22 protein-coding genes and 1 pseudogene are annotated in these 20,488 nt (G+C 65.0%); 11 read left to right on the forward strand and 12 right to left on the reverse strand.

Going from position 1 to position 20,488, the window contains the following annotated elements; translation table 11 throughout:
* Nucleotides 1-17: 17 nt before the first annotated feature.
* Complete coding sequence (locus AYK61_RS16425; RefSeq protein ID WP_121871578.1) at nt 18-368, reverse strand: nuclear transport factor 2 family protein; 351 nt, start codon at nt 366-368, stop codon at nt 18-20.
* Nucleotides 369-476: 108 nt separating this feature from the next.
* Here AYK61_RS16425 and AYK61_RS16430 point away from each other — a divergent pair, with 108 nt between their 5' ends.
* The 4 genes from AYK61_RS16430 (at nt 477) to AYK61_RS16445 (ending at nt 3,003) form a co-directional block, all read left to right on the forward strand.
* The gene (locus tag AYK61_RS16430; RefSeq protein ID WP_306303543.1) at nt 477-896 is read left to right on the forward strand and encodes an MmcQ/YjbR family DNA-binding protein; all 420 of its coding nucleotides are present in this window, start codon (nt 477-479) and stop codon (nt 894-896) included.
* Nucleotides 887-1,774: a LysR family transcriptional regulator gene (locus tag AYK61_RS16435; RefSeq protein WP_121871580.1), complete on the forward strand. Its 888-nt coding sequence runs from the start codon at nt 887-889 to the stop codon at nt 1,772-1,774. Before AYK61_RS16430 ends, AYK61_RS16435 begins: the two co-directional genes overlap by 10 nt.
* Nucleotides 1,775-1,862: 88 nt before the next feature.
* Nucleotides 1,863-2,231, forward strand: coding sequence for a DUF5313 family protein (locus AYK61_RS16440; RefSeq protein WP_121871581.1), 369 nt, complete (start codon nt 1,863-1,865; stop codon nt 2,229-2,231).
* A gap of 46 nt (nt 2,232-2,277) precedes the next feature.
* Nucleotides 2,278-3,003, forward strand: coding sequence for a peroxiredoxin (locus tag AYK61_RS16445; protein ID WP_237669286.1), 726 nt, complete (start codon nt 2,278-2,280; stop codon nt 3,001-3,003).
* A 3-nt stretch (nt 3,004-3,006) separates the two neighbouring features.
* Here AYK61_RS16445 and AYK61_RS27365 read toward each other — a convergent pair whose 3' ends face one another.
* The 4 genes from AYK61_RS27365 to AYK61_RS16460 form a co-directional block, all read right to left on the reverse strand.
* A complete protein-coding gene (locus tag AYK61_RS27365) occupies nt 3,007-3,180 on the reverse strand; it encodes a hypothetical protein (RefSeq protein WP_183130315.1) in 174 nt (57 codons plus the stop codon).
* Nucleotides 3,177-3,998 (reverse strand): carbohydrate ABC transporter permease, encoded by an 822-nt coding sequence (locus tag AYK61_RS16450; protein WP_121871582.1) that lies wholly within the window; start codon nt 3,996-3,998, stop codon nt 3,177-3,179. Before AYK61_RS16450 ends, AYK61_RS27365 begins: the two co-directional genes overlap by 4 nt.
* A complete protein-coding gene (locus tag AYK61_RS16455; RefSeq protein WP_121871583.1) occupies nt 3,995-4,960 on the reverse strand; it encodes a carbohydrate ABC transporter permease in 966 nt (321 codons plus the stop codon). The genes AYK61_RS16450 and AYK61_RS16455 overlap by 4 nt, the downstream gene beginning before the upstream one ends.
* 93 nt (nt 4,961-5,053) lie before the next feature.
* Nucleotides 5,054-6,334 (reverse strand): ABC transporter substrate-binding protein, encoded by a 1,281-nt coding sequence (locus AYK61_RS16460; protein ID WP_121871584.1) that lies wholly within the window; start codon nt 6,332-6,334, stop codon nt 5,054-5,056.
* A gap of 189 nt (nt 6,335-6,523) precedes the next feature.
* Here AYK61_RS16460 and AYK61_RS16465 point away from each other — a divergent pair, with 189 nt between their 5' ends.
* Complete coding sequence (locus AYK61_RS16465; RefSeq protein WP_121872814.1) at nt 6,524-7,342, forward strand: DUF2786 domain-containing protein; 819 nt, start codon at nt 6,524-6,526, stop codon at nt 7,340-7,342.
* On the opposite strand, the gene AYK61_RS16470 is transcribed toward AYK61_RS16465, so the two are convergent.
* Nucleotides 7,343-8,155, reverse strand: coding sequence for a MerR family transcriptional regulator (locus AYK61_RS16470; protein WP_121871585.1), 813 nt, complete (start codon nt 8,153-8,155; stop codon nt 7,343-7,345).
* Between the two features lie 142 nt (nt 8,156-8,297).
* Here AYK61_RS16470 and AYK61_RS27950 point away from each other — a divergent pair.
* Nucleotides 8,298-8,420, forward strand: a pseudogene (locus tag AYK61_RS27950) (nuclear transport factor 2 family protein); the annotation flags it as partial.
* 284 nt (nt 8,421-8,704) lie between these two features.
* Here AYK61_RS27950 and AYK61_RS16480 read toward each other — a convergent pair.
* The 6 genes from AYK61_RS16480 to AYK61_RS16505 all read right to left on the reverse strand — a co-directional run bounded on the left by AYK61_RS16480 (nt 8,705) and on the right by AYK61_RS16505 (nt 15,782).
* Complete coding sequence (locus tag AYK61_RS16480) at nt 8,705-9,778, reverse strand: MFS transporter (protein ID WP_259468095.1); 1,074 nt, start codon at nt 9,776-9,778, stop codon at nt 8,705-8,707.
* Nucleotides 9,779-9,965: 187 nt separating this feature from the next.
* A complete protein-coding gene (locus AYK61_RS16485) occupies nt 9,966-11,717 on the reverse strand; it encodes an ABC transporter permease subunit (RefSeq protein ID WP_220709124.1) in 1,752 nt (583 codons plus the stop codon).
* Nucleotides 11,718-11,720: 3 nt separating this feature from the next.
* Nucleotides 11,721-13,199: an ABC transporter substrate-binding protein gene (locus AYK61_RS16490; RefSeq protein WP_237669606.1), complete on the reverse strand. Its 1,479-nt coding sequence runs from the start codon at nt 13,197-13,199 to the stop codon at nt 11,721-11,723.
* Complete coding sequence (locus tag AYK61_RS16495; RefSeq protein WP_121871586.1) at nt 13,196-13,966, reverse strand: ABC transporter ATP-binding protein; 771 nt, start codon at nt 13,964-13,966, stop codon at nt 13,196-13,198. The genes AYK61_RS16490 and AYK61_RS16495 overlap by 4 nt, the downstream gene beginning before the upstream one ends.
* Nucleotides 13,963-14,688 (reverse strand): ATP-binding cassette domain-containing protein, encoded by a 726-nt coding sequence (locus AYK61_RS16500; RefSeq protein ID WP_183130316.1) that lies wholly within the window; start codon nt 14,686-14,688, stop codon nt 13,963-13,965. The genes AYK61_RS16495 and AYK61_RS16500 overlap by 4 nt, the downstream gene beginning before the upstream one ends.
* Nucleotides 14,689-14,825: 137 nt before the next feature.
* Entirely contained in the window at nt 14,826-15,782 is a 957-nt protein-coding gene (locus AYK61_RS16505; RefSeq protein ID WP_121871588.1) for a helix-turn-helix domain-containing protein, read from the reverse strand.
* A 74-nt stretch (nt 15,783-15,856) separates the two neighbouring features.
* Here AYK61_RS16505 and AYK61_RS16510 point away from each other — a divergent pair, with 74 nt between their 5' ends.
* The 5 genes from AYK61_RS16510 to AYK61_RS16530 all read left to right on the forward strand — a co-directional run bounded on the left by AYK61_RS16510 (nt 15,857) and on the right by AYK61_RS16530 (nt 20,482).
* Nucleotides 15,857-16,228, forward strand: a complete 372-nt coding sequence (locus tag AYK61_RS16510; protein ID WP_121871589.1) for a nuclear transport factor 2 family protein — start codon at nt 15,857-15,859, stop codon at nt 16,226-16,228.
* Nucleotides 16,229-16,530: 302 nt separating this feature from the next.
* Nucleotides 16,531-17,040: a TIGR04338 family metallohydrolase gene (locus tag AYK61_RS16515; protein ID WP_121871590.1), complete on the forward strand. Its 510-nt coding sequence runs from the start codon at nt 16,531-16,533 to the stop codon at nt 17,038-17,040.
* A 52-nt stretch (nt 17,041-17,092) separates the two neighbouring features.
* Nucleotides 17,093-17,857, forward strand: coding sequence for an LLM class F420-dependent oxidoreductase (locus tag AYK61_RS16520; RefSeq protein WP_121871591.1), 765 nt, complete (start codon nt 17,093-17,095; stop codon nt 17,855-17,857).
* An 86-nt stretch (nt 17,858-17,943) separates the two neighbouring features.
* Nucleotides 17,944-19,752, forward strand: a complete 1,809-nt coding sequence (locus AYK61_RS16525; RefSeq protein ID WP_121871592.1) for an ABC transporter substrate-binding protein/permease — start codon at nt 17,944-17,946, stop codon at nt 19,750-19,752.
* 1 nt (nt 19,753) lies between these two features.
* Nucleotides 19,754-20,482 carry an amino acid ABC transporter ATP-binding protein gene (locus AYK61_RS16530; RefSeq protein ID WP_121871593.1) on the forward strand — a complete coding sequence of 243 codons (729 nt, stop codon included), beginning with the start codon at nt 19,754-19,756 and terminating at the stop codon, nt 20,480-20,482.
* The last annotated feature ends 6 nt before the right edge of the window (nt 20,483-20,488 follow it).

The following is a 20,488-nucleotide window of genomic DNA, read 5'->3' on the forward strand; positions in this document are numbered from 1 at the left end:
TACCGGCGGGCGTTCGTCTATCCGGCCGCGGTGATTTCTCGTGGATCGAAGGTCACCCGTATTTCTCTGATCGATCCGTTCTCGATTCGCTGCCAATTGGCGGTGCTTGCCGGGGATGCGATGGAGGTGTGCAGATCGAACCACGTCAGTACGTTGGGTCCGTCCACGAAGACGTGGGCGATGTCGATGTCGGTGACGATCTCCGACATTCCCTTCAGTCCGGCCACACATTCCGCGCCGTTCGCCGCTGTGCCCAGTGGCCCGCGGAACGTCGCGTCCTGGTGCAGGATCGACGCCAGGGTGTCGAAATCCTTGCTTTTCCAGGCCTGGAAGTAGGTCGCTGCAACTTCTTTCGGTGTCTGTGTCATGACGTCGAGTCTCGAACGACCCGGGCCAGAAGTCCAACAGTTGATTCCGATGATCATCAGAAGTTCTACTCATAGCCGCAGCTAGAGTTCACGCGCTATCGTGTGCTCGTGGCCATCGATCCCACTTCCAAGCATCCGATCCTCGAACGTGTCCGCGCGCTGGCGTTCGCCTATCCCGAGGTGTCCGAGAAGATCTCCCATGGCCGGCCCACCTTCCGCACGGCCTCGGTCTTCGTGTACTTCGGCGGTGGCGTCAAAGGCGGCGACCAGCACGACCACTCGATCCTGGTCAAATGCGAGAGCGCCGAGGAACAGCGTGCCTGCGAGCTCGAACCCCGGTACTTCCACCCCGCTTACCTCGGCCCGGCCGGCTGGGTGGGCTTCGACCTCTCCGACGCCGATGACGACGTTTGGGCCGAGGCCGCCGAATTGATCGACTGCAGCTACCGGTTGACTGCCCCGAAGCGCAATATCGCCAGGCTGGATGCCGGCGAGGGCCCGGATCTGGGAGTCCAGCAGTGGAATTGAGACAGCTGGAGTACTTCGTCGCGGTGGCCGAAGAAGCGAACTTCACTCGCGCCGCAGCCCGAGTGCACATCAGCCAATCCGGCGTCAGCGCCCAGATCCGCGCGCTCGAAGGAGAACTCGGCGCCGAATTGATCGACAGGTCCGGCGGCACAGCAACATTGACCACCGCGGGTCAGGCCGCGCTGACGCAAGCCCGTGCGACACTGGCCGCCGCCGACTCGGTTCGGCAATCCGTCGACGACGTCGCCGGACTCCTACGCGGATCGGTACGGATCGGCATGGTGACCGCGTGCACCGTCCCACAACTGTTCGACGCGTTGGCCCGCTTTCATTCGGCGCACCCTGGCGTCGAACTTGCTCTGCAGGAGGGCAATTCGGATCGCTTGGTGGCCGATGTGCGTGCAGGAGAACTCGACATCGCACTCGTCGGTGTCCCAGCGCGGGCTCCGGACGGATTGGAATCGATGGTGGTGATCGACGAGCGCATCGTCGCGGCCGTTCCACCGCAGCATCCTCTGGCAGCACAGGACGAGGCGACGTTGGCGCAGGTGTGCGAACACCCGATCATCGCCCTTCCGCCCGGCACCGGGATACGTGCGGTGCTCGACCGGGACTGCCATGGCGCAGGCCTGGCACCGCAGATCACGTTGCAGGCCAGCGCCCCCGACGCCGTGGCCGATCTCGCTGCCCGCGGCCTGGGGGTGGCGATCCTCAGCGCATCGATGGCGCAGTTCTACGACGACAAGCTCGTCGCCGTGGAACTGACGGACTCGACCACGGCAGCGCTGTTGGCTCTCGTCTGGACGCCGAAGCCGAACGCCGCGTCGAAAAGATTGGTCTCGATGGCACAGGATACCTTCGGTTTCACCGCGATCTGAGCCGGAGCGAGAACCGGAGTCGTTCGGCGCACAGGTCGGGACTTCCTACCCCAGCACCGGACGCACCTGCGAACCTACGGTCGAAGACATGAAAACTCCCACCTTCGGTCAGCGTCTTCGCTACGACGTCGGCGGCGTCCTCCCGGACGACCTGCAGGACTGGGTTCTGCACGACCTGACCGGACGTGGATCGACACCGCGCTATCTTGCCCGATTCCTCGTACCACTCGCCGCCGTGCTCTTGCTGTTCCTCCTGTTTCCGGGGCCGAACTGGATTGCGGGTCTGATGATGCTGCTGATCTTCGTCCCGGTCGTCTACTTCGCCTCCGCACTGCATCTGATCTATCGCGCGTTCCGGCTCGGGCAACACGGGATCGACGCAGCCTCGATTCCACGCGCGACACCCAGCGCGGAGCGCGACCGCGAGACCTACGAGGCCAACTACAGGCACCCGTGACAACCACACCCGATACCCGACCGAAAACACACAGGACGAGGCAAACATGACCAGCACCCAGGCAGAGCCCACGACCGACGTCGGAATGCCTCGAATCGGGGACCGCGCACCGTCCTTCACCGCAGTGACCACTCAGGGGCCGATCGACTTCCCCGCCGACTACCGCGGAAAGTGGGTCATATTCTTTTCGCACCCCGCAGATTTCACACCCGTCTGCACCAGTGAGTTCATCACATTCGCCGCCATGTCCGACGAATTACGTGAGTACAACACCGAATTGGTCGGTCTCTCGATCGACGGACTGTACAGCCATATCGCCTGGTTGCGCACGATCAAGGACAAGATCAGCTTCAACGGGATGTCCGGGGTCGAGGTCAAATTCCCTCTGATCGAGGATATCTCGATGGATATCGCCCGCGCGTACGGCATGATCATGCCCGGCGAAAGCTCGTCGAAGGCCGTGCGGGCAGTGTTCGTCGTGGACCCGAACAGTGTGGTGCGCGCAGTCATCTACTATCCGCTGAGCACCGGCCGGAACTTCGACGAAATCCTTCGCCTGATCAAAGCCCTGCAGACTGCAGATGCATTCGATGTTGCGACGCCGGCGGATTGGCGCCCGGGCGATCCGGTCATCGTGCCACCGGCGGGCTCTTGCGGCTCCGCTGCGGACCGAATGGACGGTACCGATTCCGACGTCGAATGCCAGGATTGGTTCTTCTGCACGCGTCCGATCAGTGCAGAAGACATCGAAGGTGCTATCCGCGCACGCTGAGGGTCAGCGAATCTTCTTGACGGTGTACCACAGTGCGATCAACAGACCCAGCAGGGCCACCGACGGCAGCACGCCGGGATCACCCCCGATGATCCCGGCTACCGCAACGATCAGGGCAACGAGCGCGAAGAATCCCAGAATGCCCGCCAGCATTTGGAGATGGTCCTGGGCCGTCACGATTTGACGCCACCTGCAGTGAGGCCGGAGATGATGCGGCGCTGGAACAGCAGCACCATGATCACCAGTGGAATCGCAACGATGGTGCCCGCTGCCATGATTGCGGCATACGGCACCACCAACGGATCGTTCCCGGTGAACCGCGCGATGGCCACGGTCACCGGCTCGGTCCTGTCACTCGAGAGTTGGCTCGCCAACAAGTACTCGTTCACCGCAGCGATGAACGCGAGTATTGCGGTGGTGAACAGGGCAGGTGCGGCGAGTGGCAACATCACCAGCCGGAAGGCCTGGAACCGGCCGGCTCCGTCGATCCGCGCGGCTTCTTCGAGTTCCCAGGGCAATTCGGCGAAGAACGCTGCCAAGGTGTAGATCGTCAACGGCAGCACGAACGAGATGTTCGGGATGATCATGGCCTGATAGCTGCCGATCCACCCGATGTTGGTGAAGAACTGGAACAGCGGGGTGACCAGCGCGACGACCGGGAACATCGAGGCACCCAGGATGATGCCCGTCACCACGTACTTGAAGCGAAAGTCGATGCGCGAGAGTGCATATGCGGTGAAGATGCCGATGGTCAGTGCGATCAGCGTGGTCGCTCCGCCGACGATGAGGCTGTTGCCCACCGCCCGAAGAAAGTTGTTGCCGTTCGCGGTCGACAGGGCATTGTCGAAGTTTTCCCACGTGACATGCGTCGGCCATGGCGTCGTGTCGAAGGTGTAGCGCGGGTCGCGGAACGCGGTGACGACCATCCAGTAGAACGGTGCCAGACCCCAGACGAGAATGATGACAACGCCGAGATAGATGCGGGCCTGCTTCATCGGCCGGCCCCCTTACGCTGAGTGTCCTGCGTGGCAACGGCATTGGCACCGAGGAACTTGACCAGGATGAACGCCACCACGAAGATCATGACGAACGAGATGGTCGACAGTGACGCAGCGCTGTTGAATCCCTGCCGGATCTGCTCCACCACCAGAATCGAGATGGTTCGCGTGGCGGGATTGCCTTCGGTGAGGATGGCTGGGAGGTCGTACATGCGCAGCGCGTCCATGGTGCGGAACAGAATCGCAACCATCAACGCGGGCTTGACCAGTGGCAGCGTGATCTTGGTGAACCGCTGCCATGCCGACGCACCGTCGACGCGAGCTGCCTCGTAGACGTCCGCCGGAATCATCTGCAGCCCGGCCAGAATCAGCAGCGCCATGAACGGCGTCGTCTTCCACACGTCGGCGATGATCACCGCGAAACGCGCGGGCCACGCGTCCCCGGTCCACAGGATGTTCGTTCCCAGAATGCGATTGGCGATACCGTCGTACGCGAAGATGAAGTACCAGAGCTTGGCCGTGACCGCCGTCGGGATAGCCCAGGGGATCAGGATCGCGGCGCGCAGCAGAGCTCGTCCGGCGAAGGTCTTGCCCATGATCACTGCCATGGCGAAGCCGATGACGACCTCGATGGACACGGTCACGACCGTGAAGAACGCGGTGTTTCCGACCGCGCCCCAGAACTGCGAACCGAGGGTCCCCGGCGGGCAGGGCACCAACGTGCCCGACGCCGAGGTGCACTGCTGCAGAATCCAATGCGTGTAGTTGTCGAAGCCGGCAGAACCGCCGGAGACGAACATGCCGGTAGCGGGATCGAGACCGGGATCCTTGGAGAAGGACATCACCAGAGCTCGGATCACCGGGTAGACGATGACGATCGCGAGGATCACCATCGTCGGTGCGATCAACAGCCAGGCCCGACCCTGCGTCAGGCCGAAGCGCTTGTTCTTGGACCGCACATGCCGACCGCGGCCGGGGACGAGCCCCGGCCGCGGTGGTTGCGCCGGCCCCACTGGTCACACCAGCAGGTACAGCCATTGGTTCTCCCGAAATCAGTTGGCGCCGGCGGTTTCGATACCGGCCTGCATGTCCGTGATCGCCTGGTCCACGCTCTTCTCACCCTTGATGGCGGCAGACACGTTGTCCTGCACAGCCTTCGAGACGGCCGGGTAGAACGGGGTGACGGGACGCGGGACGGCATTCTCGATGGATGCCTTCAATGCGGGAAGGTACGGCATCGCGGCGATCAGTGCGGGATCGTCGTACAGCGACGAGAGCACGGGCGGCAAAGCGCCCTCGGCGATGATGCGCTGGGCCTGCTCGCCCTGCAGGAACCGCAGGAAGTCGGCAGCGGTGGCCTTGTTCTCGGAGTACGCACTGATCGCGGCGTTGTATCCACCGAGCGTCGAGGTGCCGACTCCGGTGACTCCGGGAAGCGGTGCGACCGCATACTTGCCGGCCACAGCCGAACCTTCCTCCGCTGCGGTGCCGTAGACGTACGGCCAGTTGCGCAGGAACAAGGTCTGTCCGTCCTGGAAGGCCTGCTGGCTCTCGGACTCCTTGAACGTGGTGTCCTGGGCCGGGATGACGCCGGTCTCGAACGCGGTGACGAGGGTCTGCAGTCCGGCCTTGGCCTCCGGGCTGTCGACGGTGGGGGTCTTGCCGTCCTCGGCGACGATGGATCCGCCGTGCGCGTTGATGATCTCCGACGCGTTGGCCGTCAGACCTTCGTAGGGGGCGAATTGCCCTGCGTAGCAGTCGATGTTGTTGTCGCGGGCGACCTGGCAGTCCTCGGTGAGCTCGGCCCAGGTGGTGGGCGGTTCGGGGAGCAGATCACTGCGGTAGTAGAGCAGTCCGCCGTTGGTGTTCTTCGGTGCGGCGTACTGCGTGCCGTTGTAGGTCGCACTCGCAACGGTCGCGGGCAGAACGCCTGCGTTGTCGAGTGCGAATTCGCCCTCGAGCGGCACGAGCCAGCCCTTGGCCGCGAACTCGGCGGTCCAGACGACATCGAGCGCCATCACGTCGTAGTCGCTCTGCTGAGCCTGCAGCTGCTGAACGAAGTCGTCGTGGGCCTGATCGGCGTCGGCGGACTGCTCCTTGAAGGTGACCTGCTCGTCGGGGTTGGAGGCGTTCCACTCAGAGATGATCTGCTGGACGACACCGGTCTCGGTGGTGTCCTGGCCCTCTACATAGGTGATAGGTCCACGGCCGTCGGCATTTTCGGATGCAGCACCCGAATCGCCGCTCGAACCGCTGTCGCTCGAACATGCGGTGAGCGTCAGCAGCGTGGCTGCCGTTGCAACCACCGCCACCTTCGTGATCAAAGACGCCATTGTTCTCTCCACTTACTTCTACGCGGTGGTATGTGCCCGGAGATGGGCACGCAGAATCTCGCTGTGATGCTCCCCCCGACACATATGTCGATGGGTACTGTGGCACACATCGCACCGCGCAGTGGTCGTTTCTGCGTTCCTGAATCGGTCAACCCGAAGGTGTCGGAGGAGGCCGGTAGCCTTTCGCTCATGAGTTCGGACAAGATGCTGACGCGGATCGGCGGGCTGCTGCGCCAGGCCGAGTCCACCGACAACCCACACGAGGCCGAGGCCTTCATGGACGCGGCTCAGCGTCTGGCGACGTCGGCGTCGGTCGATCTGGCGGTGGCTCGTTCGCACAGTGCGTCCAGGGAGCGGCAGGCGACGCCGAGCCAGAAGGTCATCCCCATCGGAGAGCCGGGCAAGCGCGGACTCAAGACCTACGTGCATCTGTTCGTGGCCATCGCGCACGCCAACGACGTCCAGTGCGATGTGTCCCGATCGTCGACGCAGGTGTTCGCCTACGGTTTCGACTCCGACATCGAGACCACCGAGGCCCTGTACTCCTCCCTGCTGATTCAGATGGTGCGAGCGTCGGACGCCTATATCAAGTCCGGTGCCTACAGGTCCGAGACGGCGATCCGTAACGTCACCGAGATCAAGAACCGCCGGCGCTACACCCGACGCGAGGAAGTGCCGGTCGCCGCCGTGACGGCCCGGTTGAACTTCCAGACTGCATTCGCGTCGCGCATCGGTCAACGGCTGAGCGAAGTGAAGAAGGACACCGAGGCCAAGGCCATCGAACAGGAACAACAGGGCGCTGGGACAGCACTGGTGTTGCGCAACAAAGAGATCGAGCTCCGCGACTACTACCGGCAGACCTCGACAGCGCGCGGACACTGGCGAGGCCAAAGCGCGAACGCCGGCTACTCCGAGGGCGCACGAAAGGCCGGGGATCGAGCGGGGCGGAACGCGAAGATCGGCGGTCATGCCGAAATCGACTCAGCAAGCAGGCAGCTGGGACGCTGACTACTGCGTTCGCGGCGAAGCAACGAACACCGGCCACCCGATGTCCGTGCGCCACAGGGACGAATCCTCGGTATCACGCGGACCGACGGCGTAGACCTCACGAACCGGTCCCGCGATGGCCAGGCCATTGGTCTCGACATATACCCCGAGTGCGCCGTAGGTGACGTCGATATCGTCGTGCGGCCCGCGATGGACCGTCATTGCGAGTTCGGTGGGTTGCAACGTCATCGGCCGAATCCTGTTGGTGGACGGCGCAGTTGCGGTGGGCGCGTACACAGTCATGATACCGCGGCCCTCGGTGAACAACTCGTTGTCGTAGAGACCGCCCGGTTGCCCGGTGGTTTCGGAAACTGCTGCATCGATCTCGGCCATCGCCGTGCTAAACCAGCCGAGCACCTCGGACGCGTCGACCATCTCGGAAATTGCTGCTACCGAACACTGTTCGGTGAGTACGCGTCGAACATCGATAGTGGGCGGAACCGGATCCAACAGCCGGCGTAGTGCCGTCACTGCTGATCGCGTGTCGTCCAACTGCCGCTCGAGCCGAGTGAGGTGTTCGGAGATCAACCGGGCTCGGGCGTCGGGGTCCGGCGTGTGCACGATCGCCCGCACCTCGCGCTCCGGCATCTGCATACTGCGGAACCGACTGATGATCTGCGCAGTGGCGACCTGATCCGTGGCGTAGTACCGATAGCCGGAGTAGTCGTCGACTGTCGCGGGTTCGAGCAACCCCGACTCGTGATATCGCCGCAGCGTCTTGACCGACAGGTGCGTGATCCGCGAGAACTCGCCGATGGTCAGCAATCCGTTCATGTCGACATTCTGACCCCTCCCCCTGGGGGAGAGTGGACTCTCCCCGTGGGGGAGGGGTGACGCTGGGTTCATCACCGAATCGCAGACCATCGACCGCTACTTCGAGCTCGCCACACTGGCCGACTCGGAGCCCTACTTCGACCTGTTCGCCCCCGACGCCGTGGTGGAGGACGAGGGACACGAGTATCGCGGCATCGACGAGATCCGACGCTGGCGAACCGAGTTGCCACAGGTGCACTACGACGTACTCTCCGTCGTCGAATCCGGTGCAGGCAGCACCGCCACCGCACAGATTTCGGGCGACTTCCCGGGGAGTCCGGTGAACCTGTCGTACTGGTTCGAGCTTCCAGGACGGGAGAATCGCGGTGCTGCGGATTCGGGTGTAGCCGAGGTTTCGCAAACGCGCGCGCATTCGCCAGGTGCGCGCAGATTCGCGTCGAATCGGAAGCGAATCTGCTCGCGTATGGCAAACGCGCGCGCGTTTGCGGGAAATGGGGGCGGGGGATTGGGGGCGGCGGGGATTGGGGGCGGGGGCCGGGAAGGGGGCTGTCAGTCGAGGCGCGCTAGCACCACGCGCAGTCCGATGACACTGGCGATGGGGAACAGAGCCGCGACCAGCCACGGGATCGCTGCGCCCCAGCCGGTGTCGGGGGAGGCGTCGATCACCACACCGAGTGCAATTGATCCGATGAGCACTCCGATGCCCCCGAGCGAGGCCATGAAGCCGTAGTACGAACCGAGTCGGCGTTCGGCGGCCATGCGCGGCACCAGATCCCGAGCCTGGGGCATGGCGATCATCTGCCCCAGGGCGAGTAGCAGCACGAAGAGCGCAGCCGGGATCAGCCCGAGCAGACCTTCCAACTCCAAGGGACTGAATACCGCGACCAAGACGAAAGATGCTGCCATGACGGCGAACCCGACGGGCAGCGTGACACGAGGCGATATCCCCGCGACGCGTCGAGTGATCGGCAGTTGCGTCGATACCACGAGTACCGCCGAGATCGCGAAGAACCAGCCCAGCACCGTCTGTGAGCCCCACGCGCGTTCGACCTCGAGCGGCAGTAGCAGATACAGCTGGTTGTAGGCCACCAACTGTGCGCTCATCGCCACCGCGAACAGCACGAAGGTCCGGTTGCGCACCACGTCGGTCCAGCCCGAGAGCCATGGGTCGTCGCGATGCTCACCGCGTTCGCGCGGCAACCACCTGATGTGAGCGGCGATGACCAGAACGAATATGGCGGCCGCCACGAGACAGGCGATGCGGAAGTCGACGAGCAGCAACACCGATCCGACGAGCGGGCCGGTGAACGAGCCGATCTGACTGCACACCGAGAGCAACGCGAACGTCTCCACCCGCGTCGCACCACCGTCGCGCTCACTCTTGCCCGCCTCGATCGCAACTGCTGATTCGACTGCAGGAGAGAACAATGCGGCTGCAAAACCGACCATTACCGTGGCAATCAGCACGGCCGCAAGCGAATCGGCGAAGGCCAGACCCACGAATCCCAACACGCGCAACACACAGCCGAAGAGAACGACCGGCTTGATGCCCCACCGATCGGCGAGGGTGCCACCGACGAAGAACAGTCCCTGCTGCGAGAAGGTTCTGATTCCGAGGACCACGCCGACGAGAGCGGCCCGAGCCCGAGATCACTCGTCAGGTGCACCGACAGATACGGCAACACCATGAAAAAGCCGATGTTGAAGGTCATTTGGGTGAGGACGAGCAGGCGGACGGTGGGGGTCGCTCGCCGCAGATCGACCAGAAATGACCACCGCCACCGCGTCGGCGATCCGTCGGTCCTCGTGCTCACGTACTGCGCCCTCCTGCGTCGACTTTCTCGATGACGCTACCGGTCTTCCGCACGCGCCCCGAGGTGGCACCGGCGAGCGAGACTGCGAGAACGGCGAGTGCGATCAAGGACGCGAGCGGAGCAGCGGTGACCCACGGTGCCCGCTCGACGGCGGCGACCCCGTCAGACAGGATCAATCCCCAATCCGCAGTGGGGGGTTGCGGACCGAGGCCGAGGAATCCGAGGGCCGCGAGCGCGAGAGCGACGCCGGGGAGCCGAATCATGGCGTGCCGCAGCACTGCCGGAACGACGCTGGGCACGACGGACCCGAACAGGATTCGCGCATTTCCTGCCCCGAGTGTCGGCAGGATGGAGATGTACGGCCGAGCGCGGGTCTCCTCGACGAGGGCGGCCGTGTGCGCGGCGAGCGGAGCCCACGTGACGATGAGAACGGCGACGGCCGCCCCGCCTGCACTCGGACCCCAGATCGCTGCGATCAGAATGCCGGTGACGACGGGCGGCGCCGCATTGGTGACCTCGACCAGCCCACGGGAGGCCCGCGGAATCAGTCCCAGCAGCACGCCGACCACCAGGGCTGCGAGCGTCACGGCAAGCGAGAGACCGATGGAGCGCAGTGCGCCGTCGGCGACGCGGGCCAACAGGTCTCGACCCGAGGCGTCCGTACCGAAGGGGTAGGCCGGTGACGGGGCCGCGAACTTCTCCCGCGTCGTCGCCTGGCCGTCTCGCGGGAGTCCGGCAAGGACCATGACCAGTAGGACCGACGCCGCAGCGATCGGCACCACCCAGCGCCGCGGTGACGGGTGGAAAATGCCGGAGGGGATGGGCATCGCCTTCTCGTGCAGTGCGCTGCCGAGCAGCAGCCGTCGGGCCAGTTCGGCCGCGATACCGAGAACCGCGCTGACGGCCAGGAGAAGGATGATGTCGATCTGCAGGGCGGGAAGATCCTGCGACTGCGCGTCGCCGAGGGTGGTGCGGCCCAATCCCGGTATGGCGAAGACTTTTTCGACGGCCACCGCGCCGCCGGTCATCGCGACCATGATCAGACCGATCTGCGATGCGAGGCCGGGGAGGGCGCGTCGCAGAACCGCACCGGCGATCTGGGGCCGCGAGAAGCCTGCGACCGTCCACGTGATGACCCAGCCCTCGGTGAAGGTGACGGCGATCGCGTCGGCGAGCAGTCGTCCGATCAGCCCGCCCGCAGGTAACCCGAGCGCCAGTGCAGGCAGCACCGCGTATTCGGGACCGTTCCAGCCGTAGGCCGGGAACGACAACCACACGGCACCGAGAACGACGAGTACCGACGCGAGCAGAAACTCCGGCATCGACGTGAGCGCCGCGGCGACGCCGCCCCCGGTACGTCTCGGGGTGCCCCGGAGTCCGGCCCGGACGCTGGGGACGACCACGAGGGCGGCGGCGGCGATCGCGACGACCATCGCGAAACCCATCAGCGTCAGCGACACCAGCAGCGCATCGAGGGCTCCTGGCAGCACCGGTTCACCTGTGTTCCAGGATGTTCCGGGATTGCCCGACGCGATGCCGGTGAACCAGTCCCAGAACATCCGCAGCGGTCCGGCATCGAGGCCGAGGTCGCGGCGAATGGCTGCGAGGGCCTCGGGGGTTGCTTCCTGCTCGGCCGAGCGGGCCCGCAGAATGCTCAGTGCCGGATCGCGATTCGACAGCCACGGCAGCATCCCGACGAGAAGGACGACACCGGCGACTGCAACCAGACGCGAGGCGGTGGTTCTCACTGCTTACTCGAAGGCGGTCTGGTTGGTGATGAGCGTGCGTTCCCTGGGATCGCGGGCGACACCGGTCACACCTTCGGATTCGCCCTGGATGACGCGTTCGTGCAGCATGGGCACGGCCGCATCCTTCTCCAGGATCAACTTCTCGGCGTCCAGGATCGCGGCGCGGCGGTCGTCTCCTGGTTCGGTGGCCGAGGCGTCTGCCAACGCCGCGTCGACCTGCGGGTCGCAGAATTGGGAGATGTTGAACGATCCCTCGCAGGCGAAGTCGGAGTACATGTATGCCACGGGGTCTCCGGAATCGAGCACGGTGGCGCGGGAGAGGATGAAGGCATCGAATGCGCCACTGAGCGCGTCGGTTTCGATGAACTGGTATTCGCGCACCACCTGCTCGACCACGAAGCCCTTCGCCTCGAGTTCCTGCTGCAGCAGCACGGCGACCTCGGGAAGTTCGGCGCGGTCGGTGAAGGTGGCGAGAGTGATCTTCTTACCGGTGGCATCGCCGGCCGGTGTCTCGGTGCGCGCGGGACGGTCCGCCGCCCACGGCAGCGCGGGGCCGAGCAATCCGTTCGCGGCGTCTGCGCGGTCCTCGTAGACCTGCTCGACCAGGCGATCCTTGTCTACCGACTCTCGTGCGGCGGCACGCATTGCCGGATCCGCGAACACGCCGGACGACGTGTTCAGGTACAGGGTGTTGGTACGCGGCATCGGAACCTCGTGCACCAGCGACGGGTCGATGTTGGCGGCCTGCGACACCGGAATCGCCTCCACCACATCGGCGGTGCCGTTGCGAAGCGCTGCTGCGCGGGACGTACCGTCGGGCACGAAGTCGACGTCGATTCCGGCGAGCTTCGCGGGCTCACCCCAGTAGTCGTCGTTGCGGTCCAGCGTCGCACTGGACGTGCCGTCGACTCCGGTCAACACGAACGGTCCGGTGCCGGTCCCGACGGGGTCACTGCCGCCTGCGGAGTAGGCCGCGGATGCCAGGATGGCGAGCTGCGGGCTCGAGAGTCGTTGCGGCACCAGTGGATCGACGTCCTCGGTGGCCACCTCCACCGTGTCTTCGTCGGTGGCGGTCACCGTCAGCTCGACTCCGTCGAGGATGCGCGGCTTCGGCGCGGCGGTAGTGGCAGCAGTCAGTGCGGTGACGACGGCGGCGGAATCGAGCGGCGCACCGTTGTGGAACCTCACGTCGGGTCGGAGGTCGAAACTCCAGGTGCGCTCGTCGACGCGGTTCCAGGCGGTGGCCAAACCGGGCTGAGCGTCACCGAGATCGTCGAGGGTGACGAGGGTTTCGGCGGTGGACCAGCGCGAGAGCTTGAAGGCATCGTCGCTGAACTGCGAAAGCCCCGAGCGTGGCGGTTGCAGCATCGCAACGCGGGCCCGATCTGTGGTGTCGTCGGAAGCGCCCGAGGAAAAGCAGCCCGCGAGCGTGAGGGCGCCTACCACTGCCAGGGTGCTGATGCGGAACATGTTGGTGGTCAATGGATCTCCTGTGATGGTCGTGCAAGCCGGGGTACGGCGTCGATCAGGTCTCGGGTGTAGGAGTGCTGCGGGTCGGTGAGAATGTCTCGTACGCTGCCGGTTTCGACGATCCGGCCGTCGTGCATCACCGATACCTCGCTGCAGAGTCGAGCGACCGCGGACAGGTCGTGGCTCACGATCAGCAATGCGCTCGGTAGTCCGGCCAGGACTGCGAGGACCTGCTCGCGAAGATCAGGGTCAAGTCCGCTGACCGGCTCGTCCGCCAGCAGGTACTGCGGTTCGCATGCCACTGCACGCGCAATGGCGACGCGTTGATTCTGGCCACCGGACAGTTCCGTGGGTCGGCGCTGCAGGTAGCGCTCGTCCAGCCCGACGGCAGCGAGTGCGGCACCTGCTTTGGCTCGATGATCGCCGTCGACGCCGAGAAGTCGCAGCGGCGTCGCCACCAGATCCAGGACACTGCGGCGTGGGTCGAGGCTGTTCGCGGGATCCTGAGGAACGTACTGCACGAGTCTGCGAAACCACCGCAGCGATCGCGCGGAACCCGGACGGACTGTGCGCCCCTCCACTTCTACGGTTCCCGCATCGGGGGAGTCCAGCGCCAGCAGTATGCGCAGCACAGTGGTCTTCCCCGAACCGGATTCGCCCACCAGGGCGATGCGACCGGCCGGTGGCAGCGTGAGCGTGACAGCGTCCAGCGCGGTGCGAGACGAGCCGTGCCGAACGTAGGTGCGCGTGATGTCCGTGGCCACCAAGCCCGCGGTCATCGCGCTACCAGCTGACGAAATGGGTCGGCGGTGCGAGCTCGATCGAGCATGCGCACCACGAGATCGGACTCGGGAGTGTCGAGAATCACTGCCGTGGAACCGGATTCGACGATGCGCCCCGAGTCGAGAACCATCAGATGGTCGCACAGCTGCGCGGCGACGGCGATGTCGTGCGTGATCAGCAGCAGCGAGGCCACCTCACGGAGAGCGTCGAGCACCCGCGCCTGACTGAGTACATCGAGGGCCGTCGTAGGTTCGTCCGCGATCACCAGCGGGCTCTCGCGCGCCAATGCGACTGCGATACAGACGCGTTGACGCTGACCACCGGACAGCTCCAGCGGGTGCGAGGCCAATATGCGTTCGGTGTCGCGCAGACCCACACGCTCGAGCAGCGCGGAGGCGTCGGGCGTGCGGAGTTGCCTGCCGACGGTGACCATCGGGTTCAGCGCAGTGGCCGAATCCTGGAAAACCATCGCCGGGCGGGCGGTGCGCGGACGGCGGGGCGTCGGAACTCCGGCGACATCGTGGCCGTCGACGGCGATGCGTCCGGTGCAGCTGATCCCCGGCGGCAGCGCTCCGACGAGGGCGGCGGCGATCATCGACTTTCCCGATCCCGACGCACCGAGAAGGCCGAGGCGTCGACCCGCAGGTATCTCGAAGGACACGTGCCGGACGATGCGCGAGCGTCCGGCGTCGATGCAGAGATCATCGACGGCGAGCACGGGTTCTCCTGAACGATAGAAACTGGGAACGAATTCGACAATCGTTGTCGATAGACGACTGTAGGGGACTCCGGGGTCATACACAAACCGTCCGCTGAGTAACGCGAGCCGGTGACTCGTCGAGGGATTACCAGCGGTCAGGTCACTCCGAACTGAGCGCGATAGCTCGACGGGCTGATGCCGCGATGTCGATTCATCTGGTGGCGCAGATTGTCTGCCGACCCGATTCCGCTGCGTGACGCCACCTCTGGAATCGTCAGGTCGGTCGTTTCCAAGAGTTGTTCGGCGTACAGAAGCCGTTGTGCCAGAACCCATTTTCCGGGGCTGGTGCCCGTGGTCGCGGCAAATCGGCGGACGAAGGTGCGCGCGCTGAGGTGCGCCCAGGACGCAAGCCTGCCTACGGTCAAATCCTCGCTCAGGCTGTTCATCGCGCGATCGAGCACCGGTCCCAGCTCTGTGTCGAGGGCCTCGCCCACCGGCGCCTCGGCGAACTGAGCCTGACCGCCTTCGCGGTGCGGTGCCACGACCATAGCTCTGGCGATTCGGTTCGCGACGTCGGATCCATAGGCGCTGCGGACCAGATGCAGGCAGGCGTCGATTCCCGCCGCAGTGCCCGCGCTGGTGACGACCGGGCCGTCGACGACGTAGAGCACCGAGGCGTCGACGGTGACGTCCGGATACCGCTCGGCCAGTTCGGCGGCGTACCGCCAGTGGGTTGCTGCCCGCCGACCGTTCAGCAGACCGGCGGCCGCGAGGAGAAACGCCCCCGAGCACACCGACAGCACAGTGCCTCCCCTCGCGACCACGTCCCGCAATGCCGTTGCCAGCTCCGGCGAGGGCTCGAGCGTCCGGGGCCAGGATGGGACGGCGATCAGGTCGGCGGTCGCGAACTGTTCGAGTCCAGCAGTGGCTTCGACCGCGAACCCGGTGGTGGTCGCAATCAGACCAGGCCTTTCCGCCGTCACCACGAACGAATGGTTCGGAAGTCCCTCTGCTCGCCTGTCCAGACCGAACACCTCGGCCAGGACGCCCAACTCGAAGGCGGCGACCGGTCCCTGCACATGGGCCACGACAGTGCCCGATGCGAACTCCATGTTGGCAGAGAATGCCCGATCTACGGCGCGATTGCCACTTACTACCCGCGGCGCGTCGGAAGCACACTGGACGCATGACTTCCGACGAACGACTATCGACCGCTGTAGACATCTACTTCCGCGCGCTGCACGGGTGCGACGGTGACTTGCTCGATGCGGTCTTCCACCCGACCGCATCGCTGTTCGATGTCGACGATGGCTACGTTCGGGTCGATCCGTACCCCATCTGGCGCCAGGAGGTGGTCTCGAGGCCATCACCCGCTGCCGCCGGCCAGCAACGCGACGACAATGTGGTCGCTGTGCACTGGTTGTCCGCGAGCTGTGCGACCGTGCATGTTCGCCTGCGGATTCTCGACCAGATATTCGTCGATCACCTCTCGTTCGTCCTCGACGACGGAAGATTCAGGATCGTCGCCAAGACATGGCATCTCGAGCGAACCACGTAGCGGCGGTAGCGCCGGCGGCGGTCGAAAACACGGCTCGACGACCGCGGAGTGACGCAGCCGGTTCCGGCGCGTCAGCTCGGTATTACTTCGACGTGCTCGATTTCAACAACTGCAACCCTTGCTCCACGTCGCCTTCGGGTACCTCGGTTCCCACGTCCGACACCGTGAAGTGGAGCAGGAGGTGCCGAGCGTCGATGGACGCTGGACGTGGCGGATACAGAACCGATGCCACCTCCGAGCCGAATCAGTTGATGCGGCATCACCCCGACGAAATTGCGGTTCACACCACCTAGGCTGATCGGATGAGCAGGGCGAGGGACTCGCAACGAGCGGCCGTCTACGACGCAGAACAACTGGTCCGCACCATGTTCGATCGCGCCGAGGAGCGGGGCCTGCGCATGGTGCAGGTCATGGGTTCGCAGATCACGCTGCCGATCGAGCGCAAGTTCGCCTCCATCGACTCGGTGCAGGCGTACGTCGATGCGGTGCTGGCGCTCGATTGGGTCGCAGCGACGTGGCCCGACGCCGGTCGCGTGGTCACCGTCCGGGCCCGTTCGGGTTCGGCTGCAGCGCACTACGAATCGGACACCGCCACCATCGCCGTGCCCCTGCATCGGGGCAACAGGGCCTGGGCGCTGCGGGAGCTGGTGGTGTTGCACGAGCTCGCGCACCACTTCGCCGACGAGGACGAGCAGCAGCACGGCGGCGCATTCGTGGACCGCTACATCACCCTCGTCGGCGAGATCGTCGGCTCCGAGGCCGGGTTCGTCCTGCGCGCGATGATGGCCGAGAGCGGCGTCCGCATCGGCTGATGCCATTCGGGTGCATCATGGGAGACGCAGCCCACACGACGAGGAGACGTACATGACCGTCAAGATCGGTGTTCAGCTTCAGCCCCAGCACGCTCCCGACTACCAGTTGATCCGCGACGCGGTGTTGCGCTCGGAGGACGCGGGCGTCGACATCGTCTTCAACTGGGATCACTTCTATCCGCTGTACGGCGACCTCGACGGTGCGCATTTCGAGTGCTGGACGATGCTCGGTGCCTGGGCCGAGCAGACGTCGAACGTCGAGATCGGTGCACTCGTCACCGGCGGCGGTTACCGCAATCCGGACCTGTTGGCCGACATGGCACGCACCGTCGACCACATCAGCGGCGGCAGGCTGATCCTCGGCATCGGCGCTGGGTGGAACGAGAAGGACTACGACAACTTCGGGTACGAATTCGGCACGGCCGGTTCGCGTCTGGCATTGCTGAAAGAGAGCCTGGCCAGAATCCGCCACCGCCTCGACGTCGGCAACCCGGCCCCCACCCGCGACATCCCGATTCTCATCGGCGGTGGTGGAGAGAAGAAGACCCTGAAGATGGTCGCCGAGTACGCGCACATCTGGCACAGTTTTGCCGACCTCGAGGCACTGAAGCGCAAGTCCGAGATCCTCGCCGAGCACGGCACCACCGTCGGGCGTGACGTCTCCGGCATCACTCGATCGGTCTCGTGGCCCGGCGCGGACACAGCCCAGGACTTCGTCGACGCCGGAGCCACCCTATTCACCGTCGGCGTCAACGGACCTGAATACGACCTCACCGAACTGGGCCAGGCCATCGCGTGGCGGGACTCGCACAAGTAGAGACACGTCACGGCAGTTCGTTGATCGAAACCCTTGCGCGTCGGCCGTTTGGGTGAGTGGGCCCTGGTCCGCTTAGGGTTTTGTACATGGTTGCCGTACGCGCTTCACGCGCGCTCGTGGTTCTCGTTCTCGGACTGTTGATGGCCCTCACGCTCGCCGCGTGTGGAACGTCGAGCTCCGATGATCGGACGGCGGCAGGTCCGACCGACCTGTGCGCCCCTCCCGGAGTGGCCAGTGCGTCGTCCACGCCGACGAACTTCGACGCTGCCGCAGCGGCCGCGACGGAGGACAGGTACACGACGGAGAACGTCACTCCGCTGGACCGCATCGACACGAACGCCCTGGGATTGGCGACGCCGGGAGTGCTGACCGTCGGCACCCTGTCCGACGCCCCGCCGAGCATCTGCCTGGACTCGGCCGGCCAGTACACCGGGTACGACAACGAACTGCTGAAGGCCGTCGCGGCGAAACTCGGCCTGCAGATCAACTTCTCGGGCACCGAGTTCTCGGGCCTGCTCGCCCAGGTTGCAGGCCGCCGCTTCGACGTCGGGTCGTCCTCGATCACGACGACGGACGAGCGACGCAACACCGTCGGGTTCACCAACGGGTACGACTTCGGCTACTTCTCGCTCGTTGCTCAGACCGGCGGCCCGATCAGCCGGTTCGAGGACCTGAACGCGGGCAGCAGAATCGGCGTGGTGCAGGGCACCGTGCAGGACGACTACGTGGTGAACACGCTCGGCCTCGATCCGGTGAAGTTCCCGGATTACAACACCGCCTACGCGAACCTGCGCACCGGGCAGATCGACGCCTGGGTGGCCCCGTCCCAGCAGGCGGAGGGCTTGGTCAAGCCCGAGGACGGCACCGCGATCACGCAGAACACGTTCTCGCTGAACAACTTCGTCGGCTGGGCCGTCGCTCGCGACAATCAACCGCTGATCGACGCACTGAACTCCGGGCTCGACGCAGTGATCGCCGACGGCACCTGGGCCACGCTCTACTCCGACTGGGTTCCTCGCGAGCTGCCCGACGGCTTCAAGCCCGGCAGCAAGTCCGCCCCCCAGCCGGAGCTACCCGACTTCGCCGCCATCGCGGCACAGAACGACGCGAATGCTCCCGAAGCCGTTGCTGTTCAACCCAAGTCCACGCTGGCGCAGCTGGGCGACACGTTCTTCGACTGGTCGCTGTACAAGTCGGCAATCCCCGACCTGTTCAAGGTGGGCCTGCCCAACACGCTGATCCTGGCGTTGGCGTCGGGCATCATCGGTACGGTCCTGGGCATGCTGCTCGCTCTGGCCGGCCTCTCTCGCACGCGCTGGCTGCGCTGGCCCGCCCGCGTCTACACCGACATCTTCCGTGGCCTCCCCGCCGTGGTCATCATTCTGATCATCGGCCTGGGCATCGGACCGGTGGTGCAGGGCGTGACCGGCGGCAATCCGTACTGGCTCGGCGCTGCGGCACTCTCGCTGCTCGCCGCGGCGTACATCGGCGAGATCTTCCGATCCGGCATCCAGAGCGTCGAAGCCGGACAGATGGAAGCTGCACGGGCACTGGGCTTCAGCCGTCGTCGATCGATGAACCTGGTGGTCGTCCCGCAGGGTGTCAGGCGCGTCCTGCCGGCGCTGATGAACCAGTTCATATCGCTCATCAAGGACTCGTCGCTGATCTACTTCCTCGGGCTGCTCGCCACCCAACGCGAGCTGTTCGCAGTGGGCCGAGATCTCAACGCACAGACCGGAAATCTGTCCCCGCTCGTCGCGGCCGGATTGTTCTATCTGGTGCTGACCGTGCCGCTCACCCATCTCGTGAACTACATCGACAAGCGACTGCGCACCGGCAAGGCCGAGCAGACGCTGGACCCGGTCGAGCAGGCCGTCGTCGTGGAAAGAGGCTGACATGACTTCTGTTTCGCTCGCAGGCAAGGACATTCACCTGTCCTTCGGTACCAACAAGGTGCTACGCGGGGTGAGCATCGACGTCCCGGCCGGCACGACCACCACGGTCATCGGCCCATCGGGCTCGGGCAAGTCGACGCTGCTGCGTGCTCTCAATCGACTGCACGAGCCCGAACAGGGCGACATCCTGCTCGACGGCAAGTCGGTGCTGAAGGACAATCCCGACGAGTTGCGTCAGCGCATCGGCATGGTGTTCCAGCAGTTCAATCTGTTTCCGCACAAGACCGTTGCCGACAACATCGCTCTCGGCCCGCGCAAGCTGCTCGGCCTGTCCAAGGAGGCGGCTCGCGCGGCCGCGATGGATCAGCTCGAGCTGGTGGGACTGACCGACAAGGCGGATTCGCGGCCGGGCAATCTCTCCGGTGGCCAGCAGCAGCGCGTCGCCATCGCGCGAGCACTGGCCATGAAGCCCGAGGTGATGTTCTTCGACGAGGCCACCTCCGCCCTCGACCCCGAGTTGGTCAAGGGTGTGCTGGCGCTGATGGCCGACCTCGCGAAGGGCGGAATGACCATGGTGGTGGTGACCCACGAAATGGGCTTCGCACGATCGGTGTCCAACAGGGTGCTGTTCATGGATCACGGCAGCGCCGTCGAAACCGGAACGCCCGAGCAGTTGTTCGACGATCCGCACACCGATCGACTCAAGACTTTCCTCTCGCAGGTGCTGTAGCGAGAC

Origin of the sequence: Rhodococcus sp. SBT000017 (genome assembly GCF_003688915.1) — a bacterium.
GTDB lineage: Bacteria > Actinomycetota > Actinomycetes > Mycobacteriales > Mycobacteriaceae > Rhodococcoides.